Origin of the sequence: Thalassospira lucentensis MCCC 1A00383 = DSM 14000 (assembly GCF_000421265.1) — a bacterium.
In the GTDB taxonomy this organism is placed as follows: Bacteria; Pseudomonadota; Alphaproteobacteria; order Rhodospirillales; family Thalassospiraceae; genus Thalassospira; species Thalassospira lucentensis.
Genome location: NZ_ATWN01000010.1, coordinates 58,358 through 77,590, shown reverse-complemented (window position 1 = coordinate 77,590; position 19,233 = coordinate 58,358). Strand labels below are relative to the sequence as shown.

Sequence of the window (19,233 nt, the reverse complement as noted above, 5' to 3'; positions counted from 1 at the left end):
GAAATTTCCAAATATTTTGATTTCGAAATAAATTATGATGACGTAGACCGTACCCAATCTTTTTTGCTGATTTGGAACGAGTTTTTAAAGTGGATAAAGAGGTCCCAGCGTTTTCATTTCCAACTAAAACGCCACGACAAATGCGGCCAGAACACCCAGCCAGTAATGCAGAATTGTCACACCAATCAGGTTCTTCTGGGCCTGATAGACATAGCCAAAGACAATGCTGGCAACAAACGTGATCATCACGGCATCAATGCCAAACGCCAGATGCAGCGATGCAAAGACTGTACTGGTCAAAAGGATCGCACGATGCCCTTTGGTATCGCCCAAAAATTTCTGGAACAGCCCCTGCAAAAGCCCGCGCGAACCAAGCTCCTGAAACAGAGTGTGCGCAAAATATTGCAGCATAAAGATTAAATCGACAGTCGCACCCGGTCGTGCCGCGGTATCGGATGACGGGCCTTTAAAGTTGAGCAAATAGATCGCAACCGGAATTGTTATCACCACACAGGCTGCGATGGACTGTAGTGCGGCACGTTTAAACCCTTCACGACGAATGCCAAGATCGGCAAGCGGGATCTTCATGACTTTGATTACAAGAAGGCACGGCACCGCCAGGAAAAGGATCGCTTGCCAGGAAAAGCCGGGATCATAGACATCCCTGACGTATTTTTCTGCGACCAGATAAAACAGTGCTGTAGAAATCAGGAAGATCGCAATCGTGAAAACCAGAAAGGAGCCAAACTGATTTTGAAGCGTTTTGATTTCCAGCTCCCGCCGGAGTGATGCGAGCATGTTATCGCTCATTTGGCGCGCGCGATTGACGGCAACGCTGGCAAGTGCTGCCTTTAGCGCACCAATGACCGCAGCAGCATCATCGCGCGCTTCCAGTTCTGTGGTTGATATCTTGATCAAGCGACACGCACTCTCTGCACGAACCGAGGATGTCCGCATTCCGCCGTCCAGAAATGCCAGCTCCCCGACACACTCACCTGCTGGTACCGCATTGAGCAAGATGTCTTTGCCATCGTCGGCTTTGCGCAATGCAACCGCATCGCCAGAAAGCAGAAAATACAAGTCGTTGCTTGGTTCACCCTCTCGCATAATAAAGTCGCCAGCACTTACATTTGTCTGCTCTGCGACCGAGATGATCGACGCCATAACCTCTGCCGATACCTTTTTAAGGGCAGGGTGTGTGCGTAATGCATGCGCACTTGATTGGATATCGTCGGTCATAACTCTCTACAATAAAAGCGATTTGGGATATCAATACAGGTCGGTAATATACTGCGCGACGATCCAAATGTCTCCAGTATCAATATTGCTATCAGTTACTCAATACACACTGTGAAAATGAGCAAGATGCAAGCCCGGAAAAAAGCCGTTCTGATCATAAACGCCTATTTTGATCCCTGGCGCTCAGCAACGCCCACCCGCTGGTTCGTGCCCAGAGCAATGGCACCCTATTATCTGGCTGGCTATTTCGATCAGAAACAGGTTGAGGTCCGGGTCTGGGACGAGGTTTTTCATGGACCCTTGCTTGATACACGCATTCTGGAATGGCCAGATGTCGTTGTCTTCACCGGCTTAACCGCGGCGTTTGACCGAACCCATCAGCTTTCAGCCTATTACAAATCCGCAAACCCGTCGGGCATCACAATAATCGGGGGGCCGATTGCGCGCGCCTTGCCCAAACTGTGTGCTGAAGTCTTCGATTACGCCACTCAAGGTGACGTCGAAGATATCACCGAGATCATCACAGATCTGTTCGGCCCTGATCATGCCGACGGCCACGGCGCGCCGCGCTTCGACCTTGCCCGTCCGACCATGGGGCTTAGCTATCTGGAAACCACAAAGAATTGCAATTTTGCGTGCTCTTTCTGTTCACTCACCGCAGAGGGGCGCGCCTATAAATCCCATAGCGATGCCTCAATTTCCCGTCAGCTCGACGCAATGGGCCGCGTTCTGGGTGTCATGGTTCTGGACAATAATTTCTATGGCAACAACCGGGATAATTTCCGTTATCGCGTTGAGATGATTGGGGAACGATGGCGCAATGGCCAGTTTCGCGGCTGGGGTGCGCTGGTGACAGGCGACTTTTTCAAACGCAGGGAAAATCTTGATCTTTTGGCAAAAAATGGCTGCAAAGCAATATTTTCCGGCGTGGAATCGCTGGACCCCGCAGTCCTGAAAAATTTCAACAAGAAACAAAGCATCACATCAGATCCACTGGCCCTGACGGCACTCTGTGCCGAGTATGGCATTAACTTTGACTACGGCATGATTACGGATTTCACCGAACAAACGGTTGCCGAGGTCGCGGGCCAAGTCGACGGCATTCTGGCAAATCATCGTATTCCGTTGCCCAGCCTGCTGTCCGTACCGATCCCGATTTTAGGCACCCCGCATTTCGAAGCATCCGCGCTTAACGGTCGTTTGATGCCAAATCTGGCCCTGAGCGATATGGATGGAATGAAGCTGGTTGAATGGCCAAAGGAACCGCTTGAGGTCGTACGCACGTTCCTTGCTGACCTCCTTCAATTTAAGGGGCGCAAAATGGCGCTGACACGGCACGCGTTCCGCCACGCCTGGCATTGGCGTCGCCACGTCAGTCTGGACCAAAGTGCATTGGCGCTTGTTCGCCCCTTACATCGATTTGGCGGTCGCATTGATGTCGGTAGCCCCCGGCGGATGATGGAAACCTTGCGCGAACCCACACGCACATTCAGCGCCATGAGCGATCCGCTACGCAACGCCTATCGTCCACGCATCAATCTGCCGTCGCGCTTTGAGAAGTGCTTCGAGCCATTGCGGATTACCAATCCGGATGGCAGTCTTAGCGATACATACTTAAAAGCCCGCCCTTAACAGTTACGGCTGATCTATGGTCGCTGACGACCAAACAGATAGCATATTGTCCGTGAATTGCTGCGCAGATGTCGTCCAACTATAACGCAATGCGTATGCACGGCACCGATCAGACGAAATACTGCGCGCATCAAGTGCCGCTTGGCGCAAATCCTCGGACAACACGCCAACTCTGTCGGGTCCCGATGCAAAGTCTCCCAACACGTCGCGTGGGCCCATCACCGGATATGCGGCAACAGGCAGGCCGCAGGCCAACGCTTCAAGCAGCACCAAACCGAAGGTATCGGTCCTTGACGGGAAAACAAAGACATCGGCACTTGCGTAATGGCGCGCCAGATCCGTTCCCGTCTTGGCACCCGTGAAATGAACATCTGGGTATTTACGACGCAGCCGTTCGAGTTCCGGACCATCTCCGACCACCATCTTCGAACCGGGCAAATCAAGTTCAAGGAACTCGGGTATGCTTTTTTCGACCGAAACACGCCCGACATAAAGAAAAACCGGTCGCGGCAAATCCGCCGCCACGTCGTTTTCACGGATCGGCTGGAACAGGCTGGTGTCAACGCCGCGCGACCAGCGCATCAGACGTTTGAACCCGTGGTTGGCAAGATCCTTTCTTAGAGTTTCGGTCGCCACCATGCAACCGTCCCCCTTGTTGTGGAACCGGCGAAACCAACCATAAAAGAACGCGGCGGGCACAGGGACACGCGCAGCTGCGTATTCCGGAAAGCGGGAATGATAAGCTGTCGTAAATGGCCAGTTCAAACGACGTGCGACACTGCCCGCCATAAGACCCAAGGGACCCTCGGTCGCGATATGTAAATGGGTGCACCCGGCGGCAATCATATGTTTGCGAACCGTACCCGAACGGGTCAAGGCAAGACGAATTTCGGAATATCCGGGGCATGGCATGGTTCGAAATGCATCGGGGGACAGGATTTCAACCCGAAACCCCATCCGGCGTAATTCTTCTTCCATATACTCTATGGATCGGACAACACCATTGACCTGCGGACGATAGGCATCCGTTACGATCAGAATGGCCTTGTCGTCTCCGGCAAAAGCCGGTGTCGACTTTCCACTCATTGGATCGGACCGACCGGCTTTGAGCCAGGTGTTTCCACAGGCGTCTCCTTAAAAATGACCTGCGATTGCGTATCTAGGCCGCTCTCGGTCCATTGGATCACCTCAAGGCGACCGTCGGTCGCCTCGACGATGCCGGTGCAGCTTTCGACCCAGTCGCCAGCATTCACATAGTGGATGCCGCCCATCTGACGACTGACAGCATGATGAATATGGCCACAAATGACACCATGCAGACCACGCTTGTGCACATCCTCTGCAACGATCGTCTCGAACTGGCTGATGATGCCGATGAAACTTTTTACATGACGTTTGGCAAAGGCACCCAGCGACCAGTAATCAAGACCAAACCTGCGACGCACCCAGTTGACGACCGTATTGCTGGTAAGTGCCAGTTCGTAAAACCGGTCGCCAATATGGGCCAGCCACTTGGCCTTTCGCACAACCGGATCATATTGATCGCCATGGGTCACAAGATAGCATCGACCATCTGCCGTTGTATGGATAACCTGATCGCGCACGGCCACCTTCGCAACCAGTCTGTCGGCATATCTGCGCACGAATTCGTCATGATTTCCCGGAATGAAAAAGACTTTGGTCCCATCGCGCGCGCTGGTCAGCAGGCTCTGGATGACCGCCTCATGGGTTTCCGGCCAATACCAGGACCGCTTCAGACGCCAACCATCAATGATATCGCCGACCAGATAGATGGTTTCAGCCTCAAAGGCTGCCAAAAAGTTCGTAACCAGTTCTGCCTGACAGTGCCGGGTCCCCAAATGGATATCAGAGATAAAGATCGACCTGACCTTTTGTGGCGATGACAACGCCATTTTTTTCAGTTCTCCCAATAAGCCACTCGCGTATTGCAGACTGCCAGACAACACCGGTGTTGTCTGGACAGGCGAAGACCCGACCTCACGAGCAGATCGAAATGCGATCCTTCCGTGGGCAGGTTTTCCGAGGCAAAATTTATGGAGATACATTTGGTCGGTACGGCCAATCCCATGGCCAAAAAGGCAGATCTTACCCTTTTGCGGTTTTCCGATCCCGCGCTGTCATATTGGCTGATCCCCATAACCCCTAGTTATATCATTTTGACGGGAAATGGGGATCAAGGCAACATATCGTTCGGTGACAGGGGCTTAATGGTCAACTTACCCCCGGAACTTACCGCCGACTATTCCGGTGCGTAGTCGGTATTAACCATCCACGGTGTACCGAACTTGTCATTCACCAGTCCAAATCCCTTTGACCAGAAGGTTTCCTCGAACGGCATTACCACGGTACCGCCCTCAGCCAGCTTGTCAAAAAGCTGTTTGCCCTCAGCCGGATCAGGAAAATGCACGGAAATATTCATGCCCTGCATCGCGGTAAAATGCTCCGGCGGGCAATCGGATGCCATGATGTGCCAGCCATCTCCCATCAAACAGGCATGGGCAATTTTATCGGCAAAACCGGGCATGTCCTTGGCCATTGGAGTATCACCAAACGGCATGGCAATCAGTTCGCCGCCCAGAACCGATTTGTAAAACTCCATCGCCGGGCGGCAATTTCCATCAAAGTTGAGGTAGCTGATAACTTTCATTGGGGCATTCCTTTGTTACATCAATTGGCGGCGTTAAATTATGGCTCCAACCCGAACTGGGCGGCACCGTTGTCAAAATCAAAAGGCACGGAAAAATGTTCATGGGCGATGCGCCATTGGTTAGCCTGCTTTTCAAGGTGGTAGCTGGCCCGCATCCAGCTTGCCTGCTCAGTTCCGTCCTCTTGGCGCATGCCACAGCGGATCAAAAACCGGGCAACGCCCAGATGGCCTGACACCCGGATGACCGGTGTTTGCATTTCAACGACCATTTCTGCGTCCTTGGGCAGGCATTTCTCCCAATGGGCGCGGTATTCTGTGATGCCGTTAAATTGCAACGGCCCGACCGCGTCATAGGAACAAATATCCTCGCTATAAAGGGCGATGATCGCATTAATGTCCTTGGTGCGGTTGGCCTCTGCCCAGCGGGCAAAGATATCGGCGATGGCGGCTTGGTCCTGTGATTGTTTGTCAGTCATCGGACATATCCTTCAATTGGTGGCACGAGGGATCAGCAAAGCGGCAATCAGCCTGCCTGAACAGCCCGCTCCAACGCTGCGATATCAATCTTTTGCATGGTCATCATTGCTGTCGCCGCCCGTGCAGCAACATCCGGGTCAGAATCGGTCATCAACTCGATCAGGCGGGTTGGGGTAATCTGCCAGAAAACGCCAAAACGGTCCCTGATCCAGCCGCAATCGCGCGGCTCCCCGCCTTCGGACAAACAGTCCCAGTAATAATCGACCTCTGCCTGATCCTTGCAATCGACCACAAAGGAAACGGCTTCGGTGAATTTGAAGTCGGTTGGGAAATTAAACGCGGTAAATTTCCGACCAAAAAGTTCAAAACCAATGGTCAGAACACTGCCTTCCGGACCAGGACCCGCTTTGCTTGCGCGCATGGTCTTGCCGATCTTTGCCTCGGCAAATACAGACGCATAAAAATTGACGGCATCTTCGGCACAGCCATTAAACCATAGAAACGGACTAATTTTTTGCTGCATGGGGCATCCTCCTTGCCACAGAACAAATGGCACCTGATCAAAACGGTCAAACCGGCTGGTTGATGAGTGTTTTATTGTATTCCCGTTTGACAAATACGTTGATATCAACATAATTAATCCATGTCAAAAAAAGATTTCAACCACAACGATAGACCCGTACCGTTTGCCGATACCTTGATGGTGCGGGACTCGTGCCTGTGCCTGCATGTGCGACGGGCGGCACGCACCATTGCGCGACGGTTTGACGATGCTTTTCGTCCGTTTGACCTGACCAGCGGGCAATATTCGCTGTTGATGTCGTTGAACCGGCCATATCCACCGCATATGAAGGATGTCGCCGACCTTCTGGCGATGGATCGCACCACATTGACCGCCAACCTCAAACCGCTTGAACGGCGCGGTCTGGTGGCAATTAATCCCGACCCAAAAGATAAAAGGGGCCGTTTGCTCATACTGACCGAGGATGGCTTGGCCCTTCTGGCACGTGCCTTTCCCGTCTGGGAAAAAACCCAGCGAGACCTTGAAGGACTGGTGGCCCATTCCGATCCAAAACAACTGTTGGCGGATCTGATCAGCCTGTCTCAGGAACCAAAGCAGGAATCGGAAAAATAGGTTTCCACCGTCTTAAGCGGTCTCAAGCCGATATTTAAGGAACGCTTTCCCGTCATGGTCCACCGGACCAACAAAACGGGCACCAATGCGCCGCAAGGCCCCCAGTTTCGTGCGCGATGGCGGCAGCAGAAAGGTGACAACGGGAATGCGCGGGTCGGACCGGGCAAAGGCAAGCGCCTTGCGCGTAATCACCATGCCCAGCCCAAAGCAATCAGGCCGCAGCACCAATCCAAAATCCCATTCATCGCCTTCTTTTTAAAACCCGCCCCATCCGGCGTAATTCCCGTCATGCAGGATCGCCCAATGACGCAGCCCGTCGCGCTGCCAACAGGCATCCTTGGCAGCCCTGAACCGGACGTAATCATCATCGCTCCACGCACCTGTCAAAAGCGGCATGTGAACACCCATGCGCGGATCAGACATATGGGAAATCACCACATCAGGGGCGATATCACCAAGCGATACAAAGTCAATCGCATCGCCTGACATCACAGATCGGCGCATCATGGGGCTGGTCCAGTCAATCATCAAAAAAGGCGCAAAAGACACCTGCCTATTGCGCCGTTCCCTGATTGATCTGTCAATTGTCCGCGCGATCACGCCCGATCAAGACCCTATTCGTCCGATGTGCTGCCATCACGCGGCGGCAGGAATTCCTTGCGGCACGGAACAGCTTCTTCGTTGACCACAGTCCAGCCAAAATTGCGAAACTTGCCAAAGCTTTCTTTTTTCATCGTGATGCCGCTTTCCTTGTGCTTACGCACTTCGCGGGGATCTTCACCGTCAATCTTGTCAGCACGGATCCAGGCCCGTTCACGCATTCCTTTGGTGATCGTCGGTTCGGTCATACAGGCTCTTTTCATCGAAAAAGTGGGCAAACCGCATTATAACGCAATCTGTCTTGGTTCGCGATGGCTTTAACCCATGCGCAGGCGTCAATCAATTGACTTCGGGTCGGTGTCATGGGGCAGGTGAAAAACAGTCTCAGTAAACGCTTCGCGTTCGGACATGATTGCCATCCAGTCGCGCACCCGCACCGGAATGTCAAACCGCCGGTCCGGCCAGCGAAAATCAATGTAATACAGCCCCACCAGAACCGAATAGGTGCCCAGATGCGCATCTTCGGTCCGCAAAGACGCCAACCCGTCCAAAATCGCATCAATGCTGCTTTGAACAGCCTGCGCCTGTCGCTCCATTACGAAATCGGAACGATCATCTTCGGGGCGCTGGGCATCGGCAAACAACCGCCCGGTCGCCGCCATCATGCCATCGGCAAGTCCTTGCCATTTCAATGCATTCAGCCGGGCGATACCGTCTTGCGGGATGATGCCATCCGACGCCCCGGAAGCACGCGCAACCTGATCAAGGTAATCACAGATCACCGCCGACTCATACACCGCCATGCCATCGGGCAGGATCAACGTCGGGACCTTGGCCAAAGGATTGTGTGCGCGAAGCGCATCATCGGTCCATGGATCAATCAGGATTTCACGCACCTGTTTTTCCAGACCCAATTCACGCAAAGCCACGCGCACCTTGCGCGAAAACGGTGATGTTGGCGCATAATAAAGCTGCATCGTCAAAGCCCCTTGCCGTGATCTGCCCTGATCCGGGCGTCCTCCTAGACCTTAAGGTCCGGTGTCCAGCCAATCCCTTCGAGATGCCATTTCGCATCCCAGTTTTTATCTTTGCGGGTCAGTGTAAGGTAATTTCGCGCCGCACAATAGACACCTTTACGATCGGGCAGCGGTTTTAACTTTGTCGGGCGTGCAGGCAACGGATGATCGCCGATCCAGGCCAGCAATCCCAATGCGCGCGCAAATGCCTTGGGCGGGGCAGTATGGGAAATGCCCGATGCCACCAGTTGATGGATGGTTTTACCCATGGTTTCAAAAGTGCCCCGCGTGGCGACATGAATTTCACCCGACACGATCGTGATCTCGTGATCATGATCGTTGGCAATACGTTCAAGCAATTCAAGAAACCGGCACCATTCGCGGCGATGCCAACGGCTTTGCCATTGATCGCGCAGGTCATCCTCGTATTTCTGGGCACTGGGCATCATATGCAGGAAAAATTCCACCAGCGACAAACGCGGACCAATCACCGGCACACTCGACATCAGCAAAATGCGATTGCCTTTGGGAATGCTTTCAAGGGCCGGGGCAATATCGCGCCAGCCATGATCGCCCATGATGACTTCCGGTGTCCGTTCAGATCGCAAATCTGGCGCGATCACGGTCATCCCGGGGAAATCAACCTTCCACGCAAGACTTTTGCCCGACCGGTCAAGCACCATGTCGGGCAGGCGATCGGGCTCAGTTTCGGGCAGTCCATCAGACAGGCCATCTGGCCGTCCATCGGCACTGGTACCAAGCTGCATCAAACAAAATGCTTCCCGCGCGCAGGCAAACATGCCCTTGGCCACCATTGATCCCTGAAACCATTTCTTATGACTGCCCCAGCCATCAAAAATATCATGGTCATCCCACATCATAAGCGACGGCACACGGGCCAGCATGTGGCTGATCTGCGGCTGATCATAGATCGTCAGATAATAATCAAGATAGAATTTCAAGACCGCATCGCGCATCTCATCGGAAAAGGCGGTTTTAAGCTTTTGCCGACGTCGCGCCTTGTTCCATGCCCGGATATCGGCGTGGCACTGCCAGACCCCATCGGCATAAATCTGATCCCCACCATGCAGCAAAAGCGAAAAGGGACGCTTTTCATGCTGATCGGCAAGGTCACTCCAAAGCGCATTGCGATCTTCAAGCGGGCGGTCAAGATCACCGTCTTCCTGCCCGTTGCACGACACAAATCCGATGTGTAAATCCGCCGTCATATCCGCGCAAACACGGTATGTTTCGTTTCCGAAACTATAATTCGCATCGGGTTTTGCCGTAAGGTTAAAATCAAACCGCCAGTAAGACCGGCCAAACAGGGTTGCCAGTTTTTCCGGCGTGACCAAGTCACGCCCCATTGCACGTAATTCCGGTACCTTGGCCCCCTCGGGCGCGACGATCAGGGCTGCCAACCGGGTGGTTGTGCCATCACTGCCACGCGCAAACAAAAACGGGCCAAACAGACCGTCACGGGAAGGTGTGGAAACCTGATTTTCTGTCATGCGGTCCTGTTACTTTGGCCAAAGATGCTCTTAAATCATACGCTTGATACGGGTTTTGGTTCCAGCGTTGCCTTTTGGATGGCGCAATCACACCAGAACAACATGCACAAAAAAGGGCAAGCGACCTTGATCACGTCGCCCAAAACTCGCTTCACGGATGGGCGTTCTCAAATTCAGTGATTGAGCTGCAAGGGCAATCGTTTACGCTACGAACATCAAGATACTAATTCGGCCGTGACATTGAGGAGAACGCCCTTGGCTTCACAACGCCCCAAAGCAATCCCAACCGTTCAGTTCGATGACGATACCGTTCGCGTGACCGAATGGCATTTTCCGCCCGGTGCGGAAACCGGTGGGCATGTGCATGAAATGGACTATGTCGTTGTGCCGATGACCACCGGTGATCTGACCATTGAAATGCACGACGGCACCATCGTCACATCGCCGCTGACCACCGGGAAATCTTATGCCCGTAAAACCGGCGTTGCGCATAATGTCATTAACGACAACACGTTTTCCTTCACCTTTGTCGAGGTCGAAATCAAACAGGCCGCTAAATAGCGTTGCGGGCCACAGAACCAAAAAGGGCAGGTACCCATTGCACCTGCCCCGAATTGAAATGATGTCGTCTGAGCCTAGATTATGCCAGCCGGCTGTCAATCGCATCCCAGATCAGGCTTTCAAGCTTTGATCCGTCAAAACGGTTCACTTCCTGCAAGCCGGTTGGCGAGGTGACGTTGATTTCCGTCATGTAATCGCCAATCACGTCAATCCCGACAAAGATCAGATCGCGCTTTTTAAGTTCCGGTCCGATCCGTTCGCAGATTTCGCGTTCACGGTCGGTCAGCATCGATTTTACCGCCACACCACCAACATGCATGTTTGATCGTGCTTCGCCCTCGGCCGGGACCCGGTTGATCGCGCCAACCGCCTTGCCATCAACCAGAATGATGCGTTTGTCACCTTTGCGTACATCGGGCAAATAAGCCTGCACCATCAGCGGTTCACGCGACTGGGCGGCAAAAATCTCCAGCAGGGAATTTAAGTTTTCATCACCGGGTTTAAGGTGGAACACACCCGCCCCGCCATTGCCAAACAGGGGCTTGACGATGATGTCCTTGTATTCTTCGCGGAAATCCCTGATCCGGGCGGCGGAGCGCGTGATCATGGTCGGCGGCATCAGGTCGGGAAACTCGGTGACAAAAATCTTTTCCGGTGCATTGCGCACATGGCCCGGATGGTTGACCACGAAGGTTTCCGGATGGATCGATTCCAGCAAATGGGTTGCTGTGATGTAATTCATGTCAAACGGCGGATCCTGACGCATCAGGATAACATCGGTTTCCTTTGCCAGATTAATGATCCTGGCATCGCCCAGCTCATAATGATTGCCCGCTTCATAACGCAAGGTCATCGGGCGGACTTCGGCCAGAACCCGGCCCCGGTCATAAAACATGTCGTCGGGATGATAATGCAAAAGATCATATCCGCGTGACTGGGCCTCAAGGCCCATCACAAAGGTCGAATCGCCTTTGATATCAATGGATTCAATCGGATCCATCTGGATGGCAACGATACGGCTCATGAAATGCGTTCTCCTCTTCACCGGTTTGTATCAGCCATGTCGCAAATACGGCACAAAGCCGCCAATTGTGATCATTTGCGGGCACAGCTTGACCCGGCTGGCCTTCCCGGCCAAATGATGCGATATGTTATTCGCTCTTGTGGGTATTCATTTGGCAGGATTTTTATCATCTGCCATTCATGTTCCGCAATCGCGTTAAGATATTTGTTCCGAAGATCAGGCAGGCAAGACAGGCATATGACGTTTTTCTCCAAATTCTCGCAGACCGCTTTTCATACGTTCGGTAAGAAATCCCGTTCGTTGATGGCCGCCTCTGTTCTGAGTGCCGCGATCGGTCTTGGCGCGATGACAAGTCTCACCTTGCTGCCAAATGCCGCCCATGCGCAGTCTGCTGATATCAGCCCGGAAATGATCAAAAAGATCGAAACCTATATGGGCGATATCACCACTCTTCGGGCTGATTTTGTTCAGATTTCATCGGATGGCGGGGCTGCCGAGGGCAAGCTTTACATGCAACGTCCGGGCAAAATGCGGTTTGAATATAACCCCCCAGCCCAGATATTGCTGGTCTCGACCGGGCATGATTTCATTTACTATGACAAGGAAATCAACGCCCCGACCTATTTCGATATAGATGAAACCCCCGCCGGGATCATTCTGGCTGAAAACATCTCCCTGACCGACAAGGTCAAAATCGTTGATTATCGCCGCACGGCCGAAACCATTCGTGTCGAACTGGTGCGTAAATCCGATCCGGGGGCGGGCAGTGTGACCCTGGTCTTTGCCGAAAGCCCGATGCAGTTGCGCCAATGGATCGTCACCGACCCTACAGGGATCGAAACCACCGTGACCCTTTTCAACACCGAAGAGCACGTTTCTCTTGATCCCGAGCTGTTCAAATTTGATCGCATCTGGCCAAATCAGCGCAACTGACCCGAAAATTTCCATCACCTGACGATCACGATCTGATGAGCGCAAAACCGCTGGTCAAACCGTAAAATGATGCGATTCAAACCCTTGCAGACATTGGGGTTTCGTAACGATCTGCCTATGCCGATCAAATCGCCGCAAACAGCAAAAAATCTTGCGTTTAGGCCCTGTGATATCTGGCAGAAACCGGCTCTGATCCCTATATGAAAGACTGTCACAAGGTTCCTGATAAATGAATGGAACCCGGTGTGAGGATAAGGTCTCCCCTACCTGTCCTCACGCTCCAGATTAACGGAGCGCTGGCGTTCGGTCTCCCCCCTGGCCGGACGCCTTTTTTTTGCCCAACCCGAACGATATGACGGTTTGCGCATAAAAATGGCCAAAGAAATTTCCCGCACAGGCAATAGATTTCACGCGCTGTTAATTTTCATTGCCTACTATTTTAAGGCATGATTCCCTCGTGGCGAGATTTGCCGCCAACTGAAGACACAGGACCAACACGTTCGATGATCAATGACTTTATGAAATCCGTCGCGCAATTCTCCGACCCGCGTTTCCGCAAGGTCGTGCTGATCGGTGTTGCTGGCGCGCTGGCAACCATTGTCGGTCTTTGGCTTCTGATCTGGTTCGGACTGAGTTCGATCACCTTCTTTGCCGATGGTGGCTGGCTTGAAAGTGCCGCCGACTGGATTCTTGGCATTGGCCTTGCCGTGCTTGTTGTCCTGTTGTTTCCCGCAGCCACGGTCCTGATCTCGAGCCTTCTGCTCGATCAGATTGCCGATGCGGTCGAAGACAAACATTATCCGACCCTGCCCGAAACCCGCCCGCAACCCATCAGCGAGGCCCTGATCAGCGGTCTGAAATTTGCCGCAACCGCACTGGCCCTTAACATTTTGATATTGCCGCTGCTTTTGGCGGGACCGGTCTATATCATCGCCTTTTACGGCATGAACGGCTATCTTCTGTCGCGTGAATATTTTGAACTGGTCGCCATACGCCGTTATGATGCGCGCACGGTTGAGGCCATCCGCAAAAGCCGCCAGAAAAAGCTATGGCTTGCCGGTGTCGGCCTGACCTTTTTAATGACCATTCCGCTGGTCAATCTGGTCGCACCGATTATCGCCACGGCCTTTATGGTTCACTACTCTGTTCGCCTGGGAACATATGTCCCGGAAACTGCGGTCTGACGTTCTGCAAATTGCTGTCAGACCGCGCGCCCGAATACCGACCCAAGTACCGAAACAAATGCTCAAAGGATCTGGTCATCCAATGTTTGGAAAGAAAAAAGCCAACAAAACAGTCGACAGCCGTCCGGCTTCGTCAGATACATCTCCCTCAGGAGAGTCAGGTGCTCTTTCCGCGGTAAACAACGAGACCAAGATCGAGTCTTCTGGCGCCGCCAACAAAAATAGCGTCAATACCGGCCCTGCCGTAAAAACAGAAAAACGTACTGAGCCGCAGCTTTTCAGCAAGCCGCGTACAAAGGATGAACCACAAATGTCCAGTAAACCGCACTCCACCAGCTTCCGCCCGGAAATCCCAAAACGCCCGCTTGAGATTCCAACCCGCGGCAGCTCAGGACGCCCTGCCAGCGCCAGTCACAATTCAGACGGCAAAAAGCTGACAGTTGGTCGTGATATCCGTCTGGCTGGCGAAATCGGTTCTTGCGACGTTTTGGTCGTCGAAGGACACGTTGAAGCCCAGATCAAGGATTGCGCACGTTTGGAAATTTCCAACGGTGGCACCTTTGTCGGTTCAGCCCAGGTTGACGAAGCCGAAATCAGCGGCAAATTTGACGGTGATTTGAACGCACGCCGCGTTGTGATCATTGGTTCGGCTGAAATCAGCGGCAAAATCACCTACGGTGCACTTCAGATCGAAAATGGCGCACGCATCAAGGGCAGCCTTGATTACGTCGAAAGCAGCGATGATGGCACGTCGCGCAGCGGCAACAGTGCGGCAATCACCATTCCGCGCAAATCGGACGATTCCTGATCCCGTGTTCGCCGTGCGATCAAATATAACCCAGCCCCGAACGCATGCCTGGCGTGCCTTCGGGGTGGTGGTGCTTCTGGCTGTGATCGGCGCAGCGCTCACCGCGTGTGGCGGAAATGCGGTGCCACCGGGCACCACCAATACAAGCTACGGCAAGACAGCAACCAGCACTGTATCTGGTCCCAAAACGGGGACCGTGGCCGGCAGATCGACAAAATCGTTCACACAAGACGTCCCGCGCCGTAGCCAAACGCAAAAACCCAAAACCACTCCGAAAAAAACAGCCGCCATTCCGTTTAAACCCATCGCGGCCGAAACGCTTACCGGGTTGTCGGAAAAGGCTGTTTTGGAAAAAGTCGGCGAACCGGAACTGATGCGCGGCGAAGGTGACATCCGCGTCTGGCAATATCGGTCTGATGAATGTTCGTTTGATATGTTCTTTTCGCCCGCTGCACAGTCAGATGCCAAAACCGATGACCGCGAATTGCATCATATGCTAGCCCGAATGCGCCGCGGGAACGAAAAAATCTCCATCCAGGACTGTCTTGATCAGGTGCGGAAACAACGTCTTTCGCGCGGATAACATCTTGGTTTTAGGGTTTGAACCCAATTGAATGCCGATTTCGCCGATACGATCTGATTTCCTTGGTTGAATATTTACCTTTTGTTGGCAGGGTCGATAAGCAACCTCATAAATTCGCCACATCAGGCGACTTTATTCGTCCAGTCATGGTCCTTTAGGGTCTGTACGCAATTGAATGGCTAAACACGTTTTAGAACAGTCCATTGCGTACAGACCCTAAGGGCCCGTCCCGAAACTTCTAGACACGATACGCGACCTCATGAAAAAACACGCCCATCGTCTCGTCAGAACTTCGCTGGCTGCTGCCTTTATCGCGCTGATAAGCACTTTCTGCGTGGCAGTCCCTGTCACCAGCGCACAGGCCCAAAACACTCCCAAGCTGATTGATGTCTTCGGCAAATGGGAAGCTTATACCTATTCCGAGAAAGGCCAAAAAGTCTGCTATATGGGCAGTCAGCCAACCTCGGCAAAAGGTGATTATACCCAACGTGGACGGATTTACGCGATGGTCACCCATCGTCCGTCGCTTAAGCTTCTCAACGAAGTCAGCTTCATCACCGGCTATACCTATAAGTCTGATAGCAAGGTCGATCTCCGAATCGATTCCACATCCTTCAAGCTGTTCACCCATGATGATTCCGCATGGGCCTCGACCAGCGAAGGCGATCAGAAATTGATTAAGGCCATGAAAGCCGGATCAACGATGGTTGTTGTCGGCTACTCATCGCGTGACACCAAAACCACAGACACCTATTCATTGTCCGGGTTTACTGCCGCCTATAACGCGATTTCAAAGGCTTGCAGCGTCAAGCCGGTGAACTAGGCACAGCTTAGGGGTCAGGCTAGATAAACGCAGGGGTTCACCTTCTGCGATACGCATTACAACCGTGATTGCGCATGCGCGATGGCTGCAATGTGAAATTTATCATTTCTAAATTGGCTCAGCCCCGCTATATGCGGGGCTGAGTTCATTGCATTTGGATTTTGCGTGCCCGCGCACGCGCTCTGATCGATTTTCTGCTATGATCACGAAAACACAAGGCACGTTGTGCGTGATCGGCAAAATCACCAGATAGCAACATGACACACGACCACCAGAACCAAGAGAGAGACCGGGATGACCGACGTCCTGACTGAAAACGCATCCGCACAGCCAGCTACCGACAGCACCGCGACCAATGGTCCTTCGCTGTCGGACTTCGTGACGCGCGCCGCCAACGGGCAGGCAGCCGACGGACGTCGTGATCTGGTGGGCATTCCCCGCGAAGAACTGACCGAACTGATGGCCGCCATGGGCGAAAGCAAGTTCCGCGTCAAACAGCTGTGGAACTGGGTCTATTACCGTGGTGTCACCGACATCGAGGACATGACCAACATTTCCAAGAAACTGCGTGACCGTCTGGCACAAGATTTCTATGTCGGGCGTCCGGTCCTGACTGCCGATCAGAAAAGTACGGATGACACCCATAAATGGCTGATGAAGTTCCATGACGGGAATGAAGCCGAAACTGTCTATATCCCGGATCGCAACGAAGACCGCGGTGCGGTGTGCATTTCATCGCAAGTCGGCTGCACGCTGACCTGTAAATTCTGCCACACCGGCACCCAGCTTCTGGTGCGCAACCTGACACCGGGTGAAATCGTCAGTCAGTTCATGATTGCACGTGACAGTTACGGCGAATGGCCAACCCCGTCCAACGGCATCCGCCGTCTGTCAAACATCGTGATGATGGGCATGGGCGAACCACTATTTAACTATGAAAACGTCCGCGATGCGCTGCGCATTGCCATGGACGGCGAAGGCATTTCGATTTCGCGCCGCCGTGTGACGCTTTCGACATCCGGTGTGGTGCCTGAAATCGTGCGCTGTGGCGAAGAACTTGGTGTGGGTCTGGCAATTTCACTACATGCGCCCGAAGACGATCTGCGCAATGAAATCATGCCGATCAACAAAAAATACCCGCTCAAGGAATTGATGGATGCCTGCCGGCATTATCCGGGCATGTCCAATTCGCGGCCGATCACCATGGAATACGTCATGCTCAAGGGCATTAATGACAAGCCCGAACATGCCCGTGCACTGGCCAAACTGGTCAAAGGCGTTCACTGCAAGTTCAACCTGATCCCGTTCAACAAATGGCCGGGGTCGGATTACGAATGCACGCCGACCAACGACATCAAGAAGTTCGCCCAGATCCTGCTTGATAACGGCTACGAAGCCCCGATCCGCTGGCCACGTGGGCGCGATATCCTTGCCGCCTGTGGTCAGCTCAAATCTGAAAGCCAGCGTCAGCGCAAATCACGCGTTGGTGGCTGTGCCAAACCGGATGCCGGCAATGACGGTGTGGTTGCTGCGCAATAAGCCGCCCTCCGACAAAACTTTCAGACAGATCAACACCGGATGGCCCCGCTATCCGGTGTTTTTGTATGGTGGGTCCTTTTCACATCCTTGCGCAAAAGTGTCACCATGACATTGTTTTGATTGTCGAACCTCTCAGGGCAACATAGCGTGACCTTCCCCACGAAATGGTCACAAGGTTTCAGACACATGTCGTTCGGTCAGTTTTTTGCGCTCCTTCTGGTTGTCACCATCTGGGGTGCGAATTTCACCGTCATCAAACTGGGTCTTGGCGAAATGCCGCCCATTTTGCTGTCATCCCTGCGCTTTGCCTTTGCTGCCTTACCGGCCGTATTTTTCCTGCCCAAACCCAAATGCCACTGGAAATATGTGGTTGGCTTTGGCGTGGTGCTGGGCTGTATCAAGTTTTCATTGCTGTTTCTGGGCATGGATCTTGGGCTGTCGGCCGGGATTTCGTCGCTGGTTTTACAACTTCAGGCGTTCTTTACCGTCATCCTTGGCTTTTTCGTACTCGGCGAAAAAATCGGTCCCCATCGAATCGTTGCGATGGTCGTTGCCTTTTGCGGTGTTGGCGTGTTGCTGCTGGTCTCGGACGGCTCCATCACCGCCATTGGTCTGACCCTTGTGATTGCCGCTGCAGCCGCCTGGGGGGTCGCCAACATCATTATGAAACAGGCCGGACCGATCAAGATGCTGTCTTTTGTCGTCTGGGCCAGTCTGGTGCCACCCATCCCGCTTGCGATCCTGTCATTCCTGACCGAAGACCGCGCCAGCCTTGCCCTGTTTACCGACCAGATCAGCTGGATTGGGGTTGGGTCGGTTCTGTATCTGGCCTATCCGGTGACATTGTTGGGCTTTGCCATCTGGGGCCGGTTGCTCTCGACCCTGCCGGTCGGGCTGGTCGCACCGTTTAGCCTGCTGGTGCCGATTGTCGGCATGGCAACATCGGCCCTTGTTCTGGGCGAGGATTTCGGACCAATCAAGATCGTCTCGGCCATTCTGGTCATGACTGGTTTGTTGATTAACGTTTTTGGGGCAAGGCTGATGGCGCTATTTCCAGCCAGAAACACAACTTTTTAGCCATGCAGGATCATTTATATGATTCTATTTTGAAAATTAAACCCAGCGCAACTGCGGCTTTTTATCCGGGTCTTTTAAGGGTTCCACCCCCGGTGTTCGAATATCTCTGACATCAACGTTCATCACCAAAATCCCGCCAAGCCCACCCACGGTAATATCGGAAAGGCGGCGACCAACATGGTCGCGATCAAGCTCCGCCAAATAGGTATCACGTGATTTTTCATCACAAAAATCAATGGTGTAGCCATGGGTAAAACCCTGACTCATGCCGCTGCCGGGTTTTTTCGGCCCACCGCCAAAGGCAATTGCGCCGGGCACGGCCAGCGCGGCTTTTTCCATCTGGCTGATGATCAGGTCAACACTGGCCAGATCAACATCGCTGGCAACCTGCAACAGAACAATATGGCGTAACATTACAACGCT

The 19,233-nt window shown here is 53.1% G+C and carries 24 protein-coding genes; 10 read left to right on the top strand and 14 right to left on the bottom strand.

Going from position 1 to position 19,233, the window contains the following annotated elements; all coding sequences use genetic code 11:
• Positions 1-123: 123 nt before the first annotated feature.
• The gene (locus K355_RS0118655; RefSeq protein ID WP_022733677.1) at positions 124-1,239 is read right to left on the bottom strand and encodes a cyclic nucleotide-binding domain-containing protein; all 1,116 of its coding nucleotides are present in this window, start codon (positions 1,237-1,239) and stop codon (positions 124-126) included.
• A 117-nt stretch (positions 1,240-1,356) separates the two neighbouring features.
• Between K355_RS0118655 and K355_RS0118650 the strand changes: the two genes are divergently transcribed.
• Positions 1,357-2,871: a B12-binding domain-containing radical SAM protein gene (locus K355_RS0118650; protein ID WP_081649561.1), complete on the top strand. Its 1,515-nt coding sequence runs from the start codon at positions 1,357-1,359 to the stop codon at positions 2,869-2,871.
• 3 nt (positions 2,872-2,874) lie between these two features.
• Here K355_RS0118650 and K355_RS24440 read toward each other — a convergent pair whose 3' ends face one another.
• From K355_RS24440 to K355_RS0118620, 6 genes are all read right to left on the bottom strand, one after another.
• A complete protein-coding gene (locus tag K355_RS24440; protein WP_022733675.1) occupies positions 2,875-3,957 on the bottom strand; it encodes a glycosyltransferase family 4 protein in 1,083 nt (360 codons plus the stop codon).
• The gene (locus K355_RS24435) at positions 3,954-4,784 is read right to left on the bottom strand and encodes a UDP-2,3-diacylglucosamine diphosphatase (protein ID WP_022733674.1); all 831 of its coding nucleotides are present in this window, start codon (positions 4,782-4,784) and stop codon (positions 3,954-3,956) included. The genes K355_RS24440 and K355_RS24435 overlap by 4 nt, the downstream gene beginning before the upstream one ends.
• A 5-nt stretch (positions 4,785-4,789) precedes the next feature.
• Positions 4,790-5,029, bottom strand: a complete 240-nt coding sequence (locus tag K355_RS26320) for a magnesium chelatase domain-containing protein (protein ID WP_081649560.1) — start codon at positions 5,027-5,029, stop codon at positions 4,790-4,792.
• Between the two features lie 102 nt (positions 5,030-5,131).
• Complete coding sequence (locus tag K355_RS0118630; protein ID WP_028791748.1) at positions 5,132-5,539, bottom strand: VOC family protein; 408 nt, start codon at positions 5,537-5,539, stop codon at positions 5,132-5,134.
• A gap of 38 nt (positions 5,540-5,577) precedes the next feature.
• Entirely contained in the window at positions 5,578-6,015 is a 438-nt protein-coding gene (locus tag K355_RS0118625) for a YybH family protein (RefSeq protein ID WP_022733672.1), read from the bottom strand.
• Positions 6,016-6,062: 47 nt separating this feature from the next.
• Positions 6,063-6,539, bottom strand: coding sequence for a VOC family protein (locus tag K355_RS0118620; RefSeq protein ID WP_022733671.1), 477 nt, complete (start codon positions 6,537-6,539; stop codon positions 6,063-6,065).
• 120 nt (positions 6,540-6,659) lie between these two features.
• On the opposite strand from K355_RS0118620, the gene K355_RS0118615 reads away from it, so the two are divergent.
• Positions 6,660-7,151, top strand: a complete 492-nt coding sequence (locus K355_RS0118615) for a MarR family winged helix-turn-helix transcriptional regulator (protein WP_022733670.1) — start codon at positions 6,660-6,662, stop codon at positions 7,149-7,151.
• A 12-nt stretch (positions 7,152-7,163) separates the two neighbouring features.
• Here K355_RS0118615 and K355_RS25970 read toward each other — a convergent pair whose 3' ends face one another.
• The 5 genes from K355_RS25970 to K355_RS0118595 form a co-directional block, all read right to left on the bottom strand.
• Positions 7,164-7,376 (bottom strand): hypothetical protein, encoded by a 213-nt coding sequence (locus K355_RS25970; protein WP_211219045.1) that lies wholly within the window; start codon positions 7,374-7,376, stop codon positions 7,164-7,166.
• A gap of 30 nt (positions 7,377-7,406) precedes the next feature.
• Positions 7,407-7,658 carry a hypothetical protein gene (locus tag K355_RS25965; RefSeq protein WP_211219044.1) on the bottom strand — a complete coding sequence of 84 codons (252 nt, stop codon included), beginning with the start codon at positions 7,656-7,658 and terminating at the stop codon, positions 7,407-7,409.
• 107 nt (positions 7,659-7,765) lie between these two features.
• On the bottom strand, positions 7,766-7,999 hold the full coding sequence (locus K355_RS0118605; protein WP_022733669.1) for a hypothetical protein: 234 nt from the start codon (positions 7,997-7,999) through the stop codon (positions 7,766-7,768).
• An 87-nt stretch (positions 8,000-8,086) separates the two neighbouring features.
• On the bottom strand, positions 8,087-8,728 hold the full coding sequence (locus K355_RS0118600; RefSeq protein WP_022733668.1) for a glutathione S-transferase: 642 nt from the start codon (positions 8,726-8,728) through the stop codon (positions 8,087-8,089).
• A gap of 44 nt (positions 8,729-8,772) precedes the next feature.
• On the bottom strand, positions 8,773-10,278 hold the full coding sequence (locus K355_RS0118595; protein WP_022733667.1) for an alkaline phosphatase D family protein: 1,506 nt from the start codon (positions 10,276-10,278) through the stop codon (positions 8,773-8,775).
• A 255-nt stretch (positions 10,279-10,533) separates the two neighbouring features.
• Between K355_RS0118595 and K355_RS0118590 the strand changes: the two genes are divergently transcribed.
• Positions 10,534-10,839 carry a cupin domain-containing protein gene (locus tag K355_RS0118590; RefSeq protein ID WP_022733666.1) on the top strand — a complete coding sequence of 102 codons (306 nt, stop codon included), beginning with the start codon at positions 10,534-10,536 and terminating at the stop codon, positions 10,837-10,839.
• 79 nt (positions 10,840-10,918) lie between these two features.
• Here the strand turns inward: K355_RS0118590 and gshB are convergent, their stop codons facing one another.
• Positions 10,919-11,863, bottom strand: coding sequence for a glutathione synthase (gene gshB / locus K355_RS0118585; RefSeq protein WP_022733665.1), 945 nt, complete (start codon positions 11,861-11,863; stop codon positions 10,919-10,921).
• A 237-nt stretch (positions 11,864-12,100) separates the two neighbouring features.
• On the opposite strand from gshB, the gene K355_RS0118580 reads away from it, so the two are divergent.
• The 7 genes from K355_RS0118580 (at position 12,101) to K355_RS0118550 (ending at position 18,810) form a co-directional block, all read left to right on the top strand.
• Entirely contained in the window at positions 12,101-12,796 is a 696-nt protein-coding gene (locus K355_RS0118580; protein WP_022733664.1) for a LolA family protein, read from the top strand.
• A gap of 503 nt (positions 12,797-13,299) precedes the next feature.
• The gene (locus K355_RS0118575) at positions 13,300-13,980 is read left to right on the top strand and encodes an EI24 domain-containing protein (RefSeq protein ID WP_022733663.1); all 681 of its coding nucleotides are present in this window, start codon (positions 13,300-13,302) and stop codon (positions 13,978-13,980) included.
• Between the two features lie 310 nt (positions 13,981-14,290).
• Positions 14,291-14,788: a bactofilin family protein gene (locus K355_RS0118570; protein ID WP_240626376.1), complete on the top strand. Its 498-nt coding sequence runs from the start codon at positions 14,291-14,293 to the stop codon at positions 14,786-14,788.
• A 70-nt stretch (positions 14,789-14,858) separates the two neighbouring features.
• Entirely contained in the window at positions 14,859-15,371 is a 513-nt protein-coding gene (locus tag K355_RS0118565) for a hypothetical protein (RefSeq protein ID WP_033369109.1), read from the top strand.
• A gap of 259 nt (positions 15,372-15,630) precedes the next feature.
• Complete coding sequence (locus K355_RS0118560) at positions 15,631-16,194, top strand: invasion associated locus B family protein (RefSeq protein WP_022733660.1); 564 nt, start codon at positions 15,631-15,633, stop codon at positions 16,192-16,194.
• 294 nt (positions 16,195-16,488) lie between these two features.
• The gene (gene rlmN / locus K355_RS0118555) at positions 16,489-17,733 is read left to right on the top strand and encodes a dual-specificity RNA methyltransferase RlmN (RefSeq protein WP_022733659.1); all 1,245 of its coding nucleotides are present in this window, start codon (positions 16,489-16,491) and stop codon (positions 17,731-17,733) included.
• A 186-nt stretch (positions 17,734-17,919) separates the two neighbouring features.
• The gene (locus K355_RS0118550; RefSeq protein WP_022733658.1) at positions 17,920-18,810 is read left to right on the top strand and encodes an EamA family transporter; all 891 of its coding nucleotides are present in this window, start codon (positions 17,920-17,922) and stop codon (positions 18,808-18,810) included.
• Between the two features lie 36 nt (positions 18,811-18,846).
• On the opposite strand, the gene K355_RS0118545 is transcribed toward K355_RS0118550, so the two are convergent.
• Positions 18,847-19,224 carry a Dabb family protein gene (locus tag K355_RS0118545; protein WP_022733657.1) on the bottom strand — a complete coding sequence of 126 codons (378 nt, stop codon included), beginning with the start codon at positions 19,222-19,224 and terminating at the stop codon, positions 18,847-18,849.
• Positions 19,225-19,233: the final 9 nt, after the last annotated feature.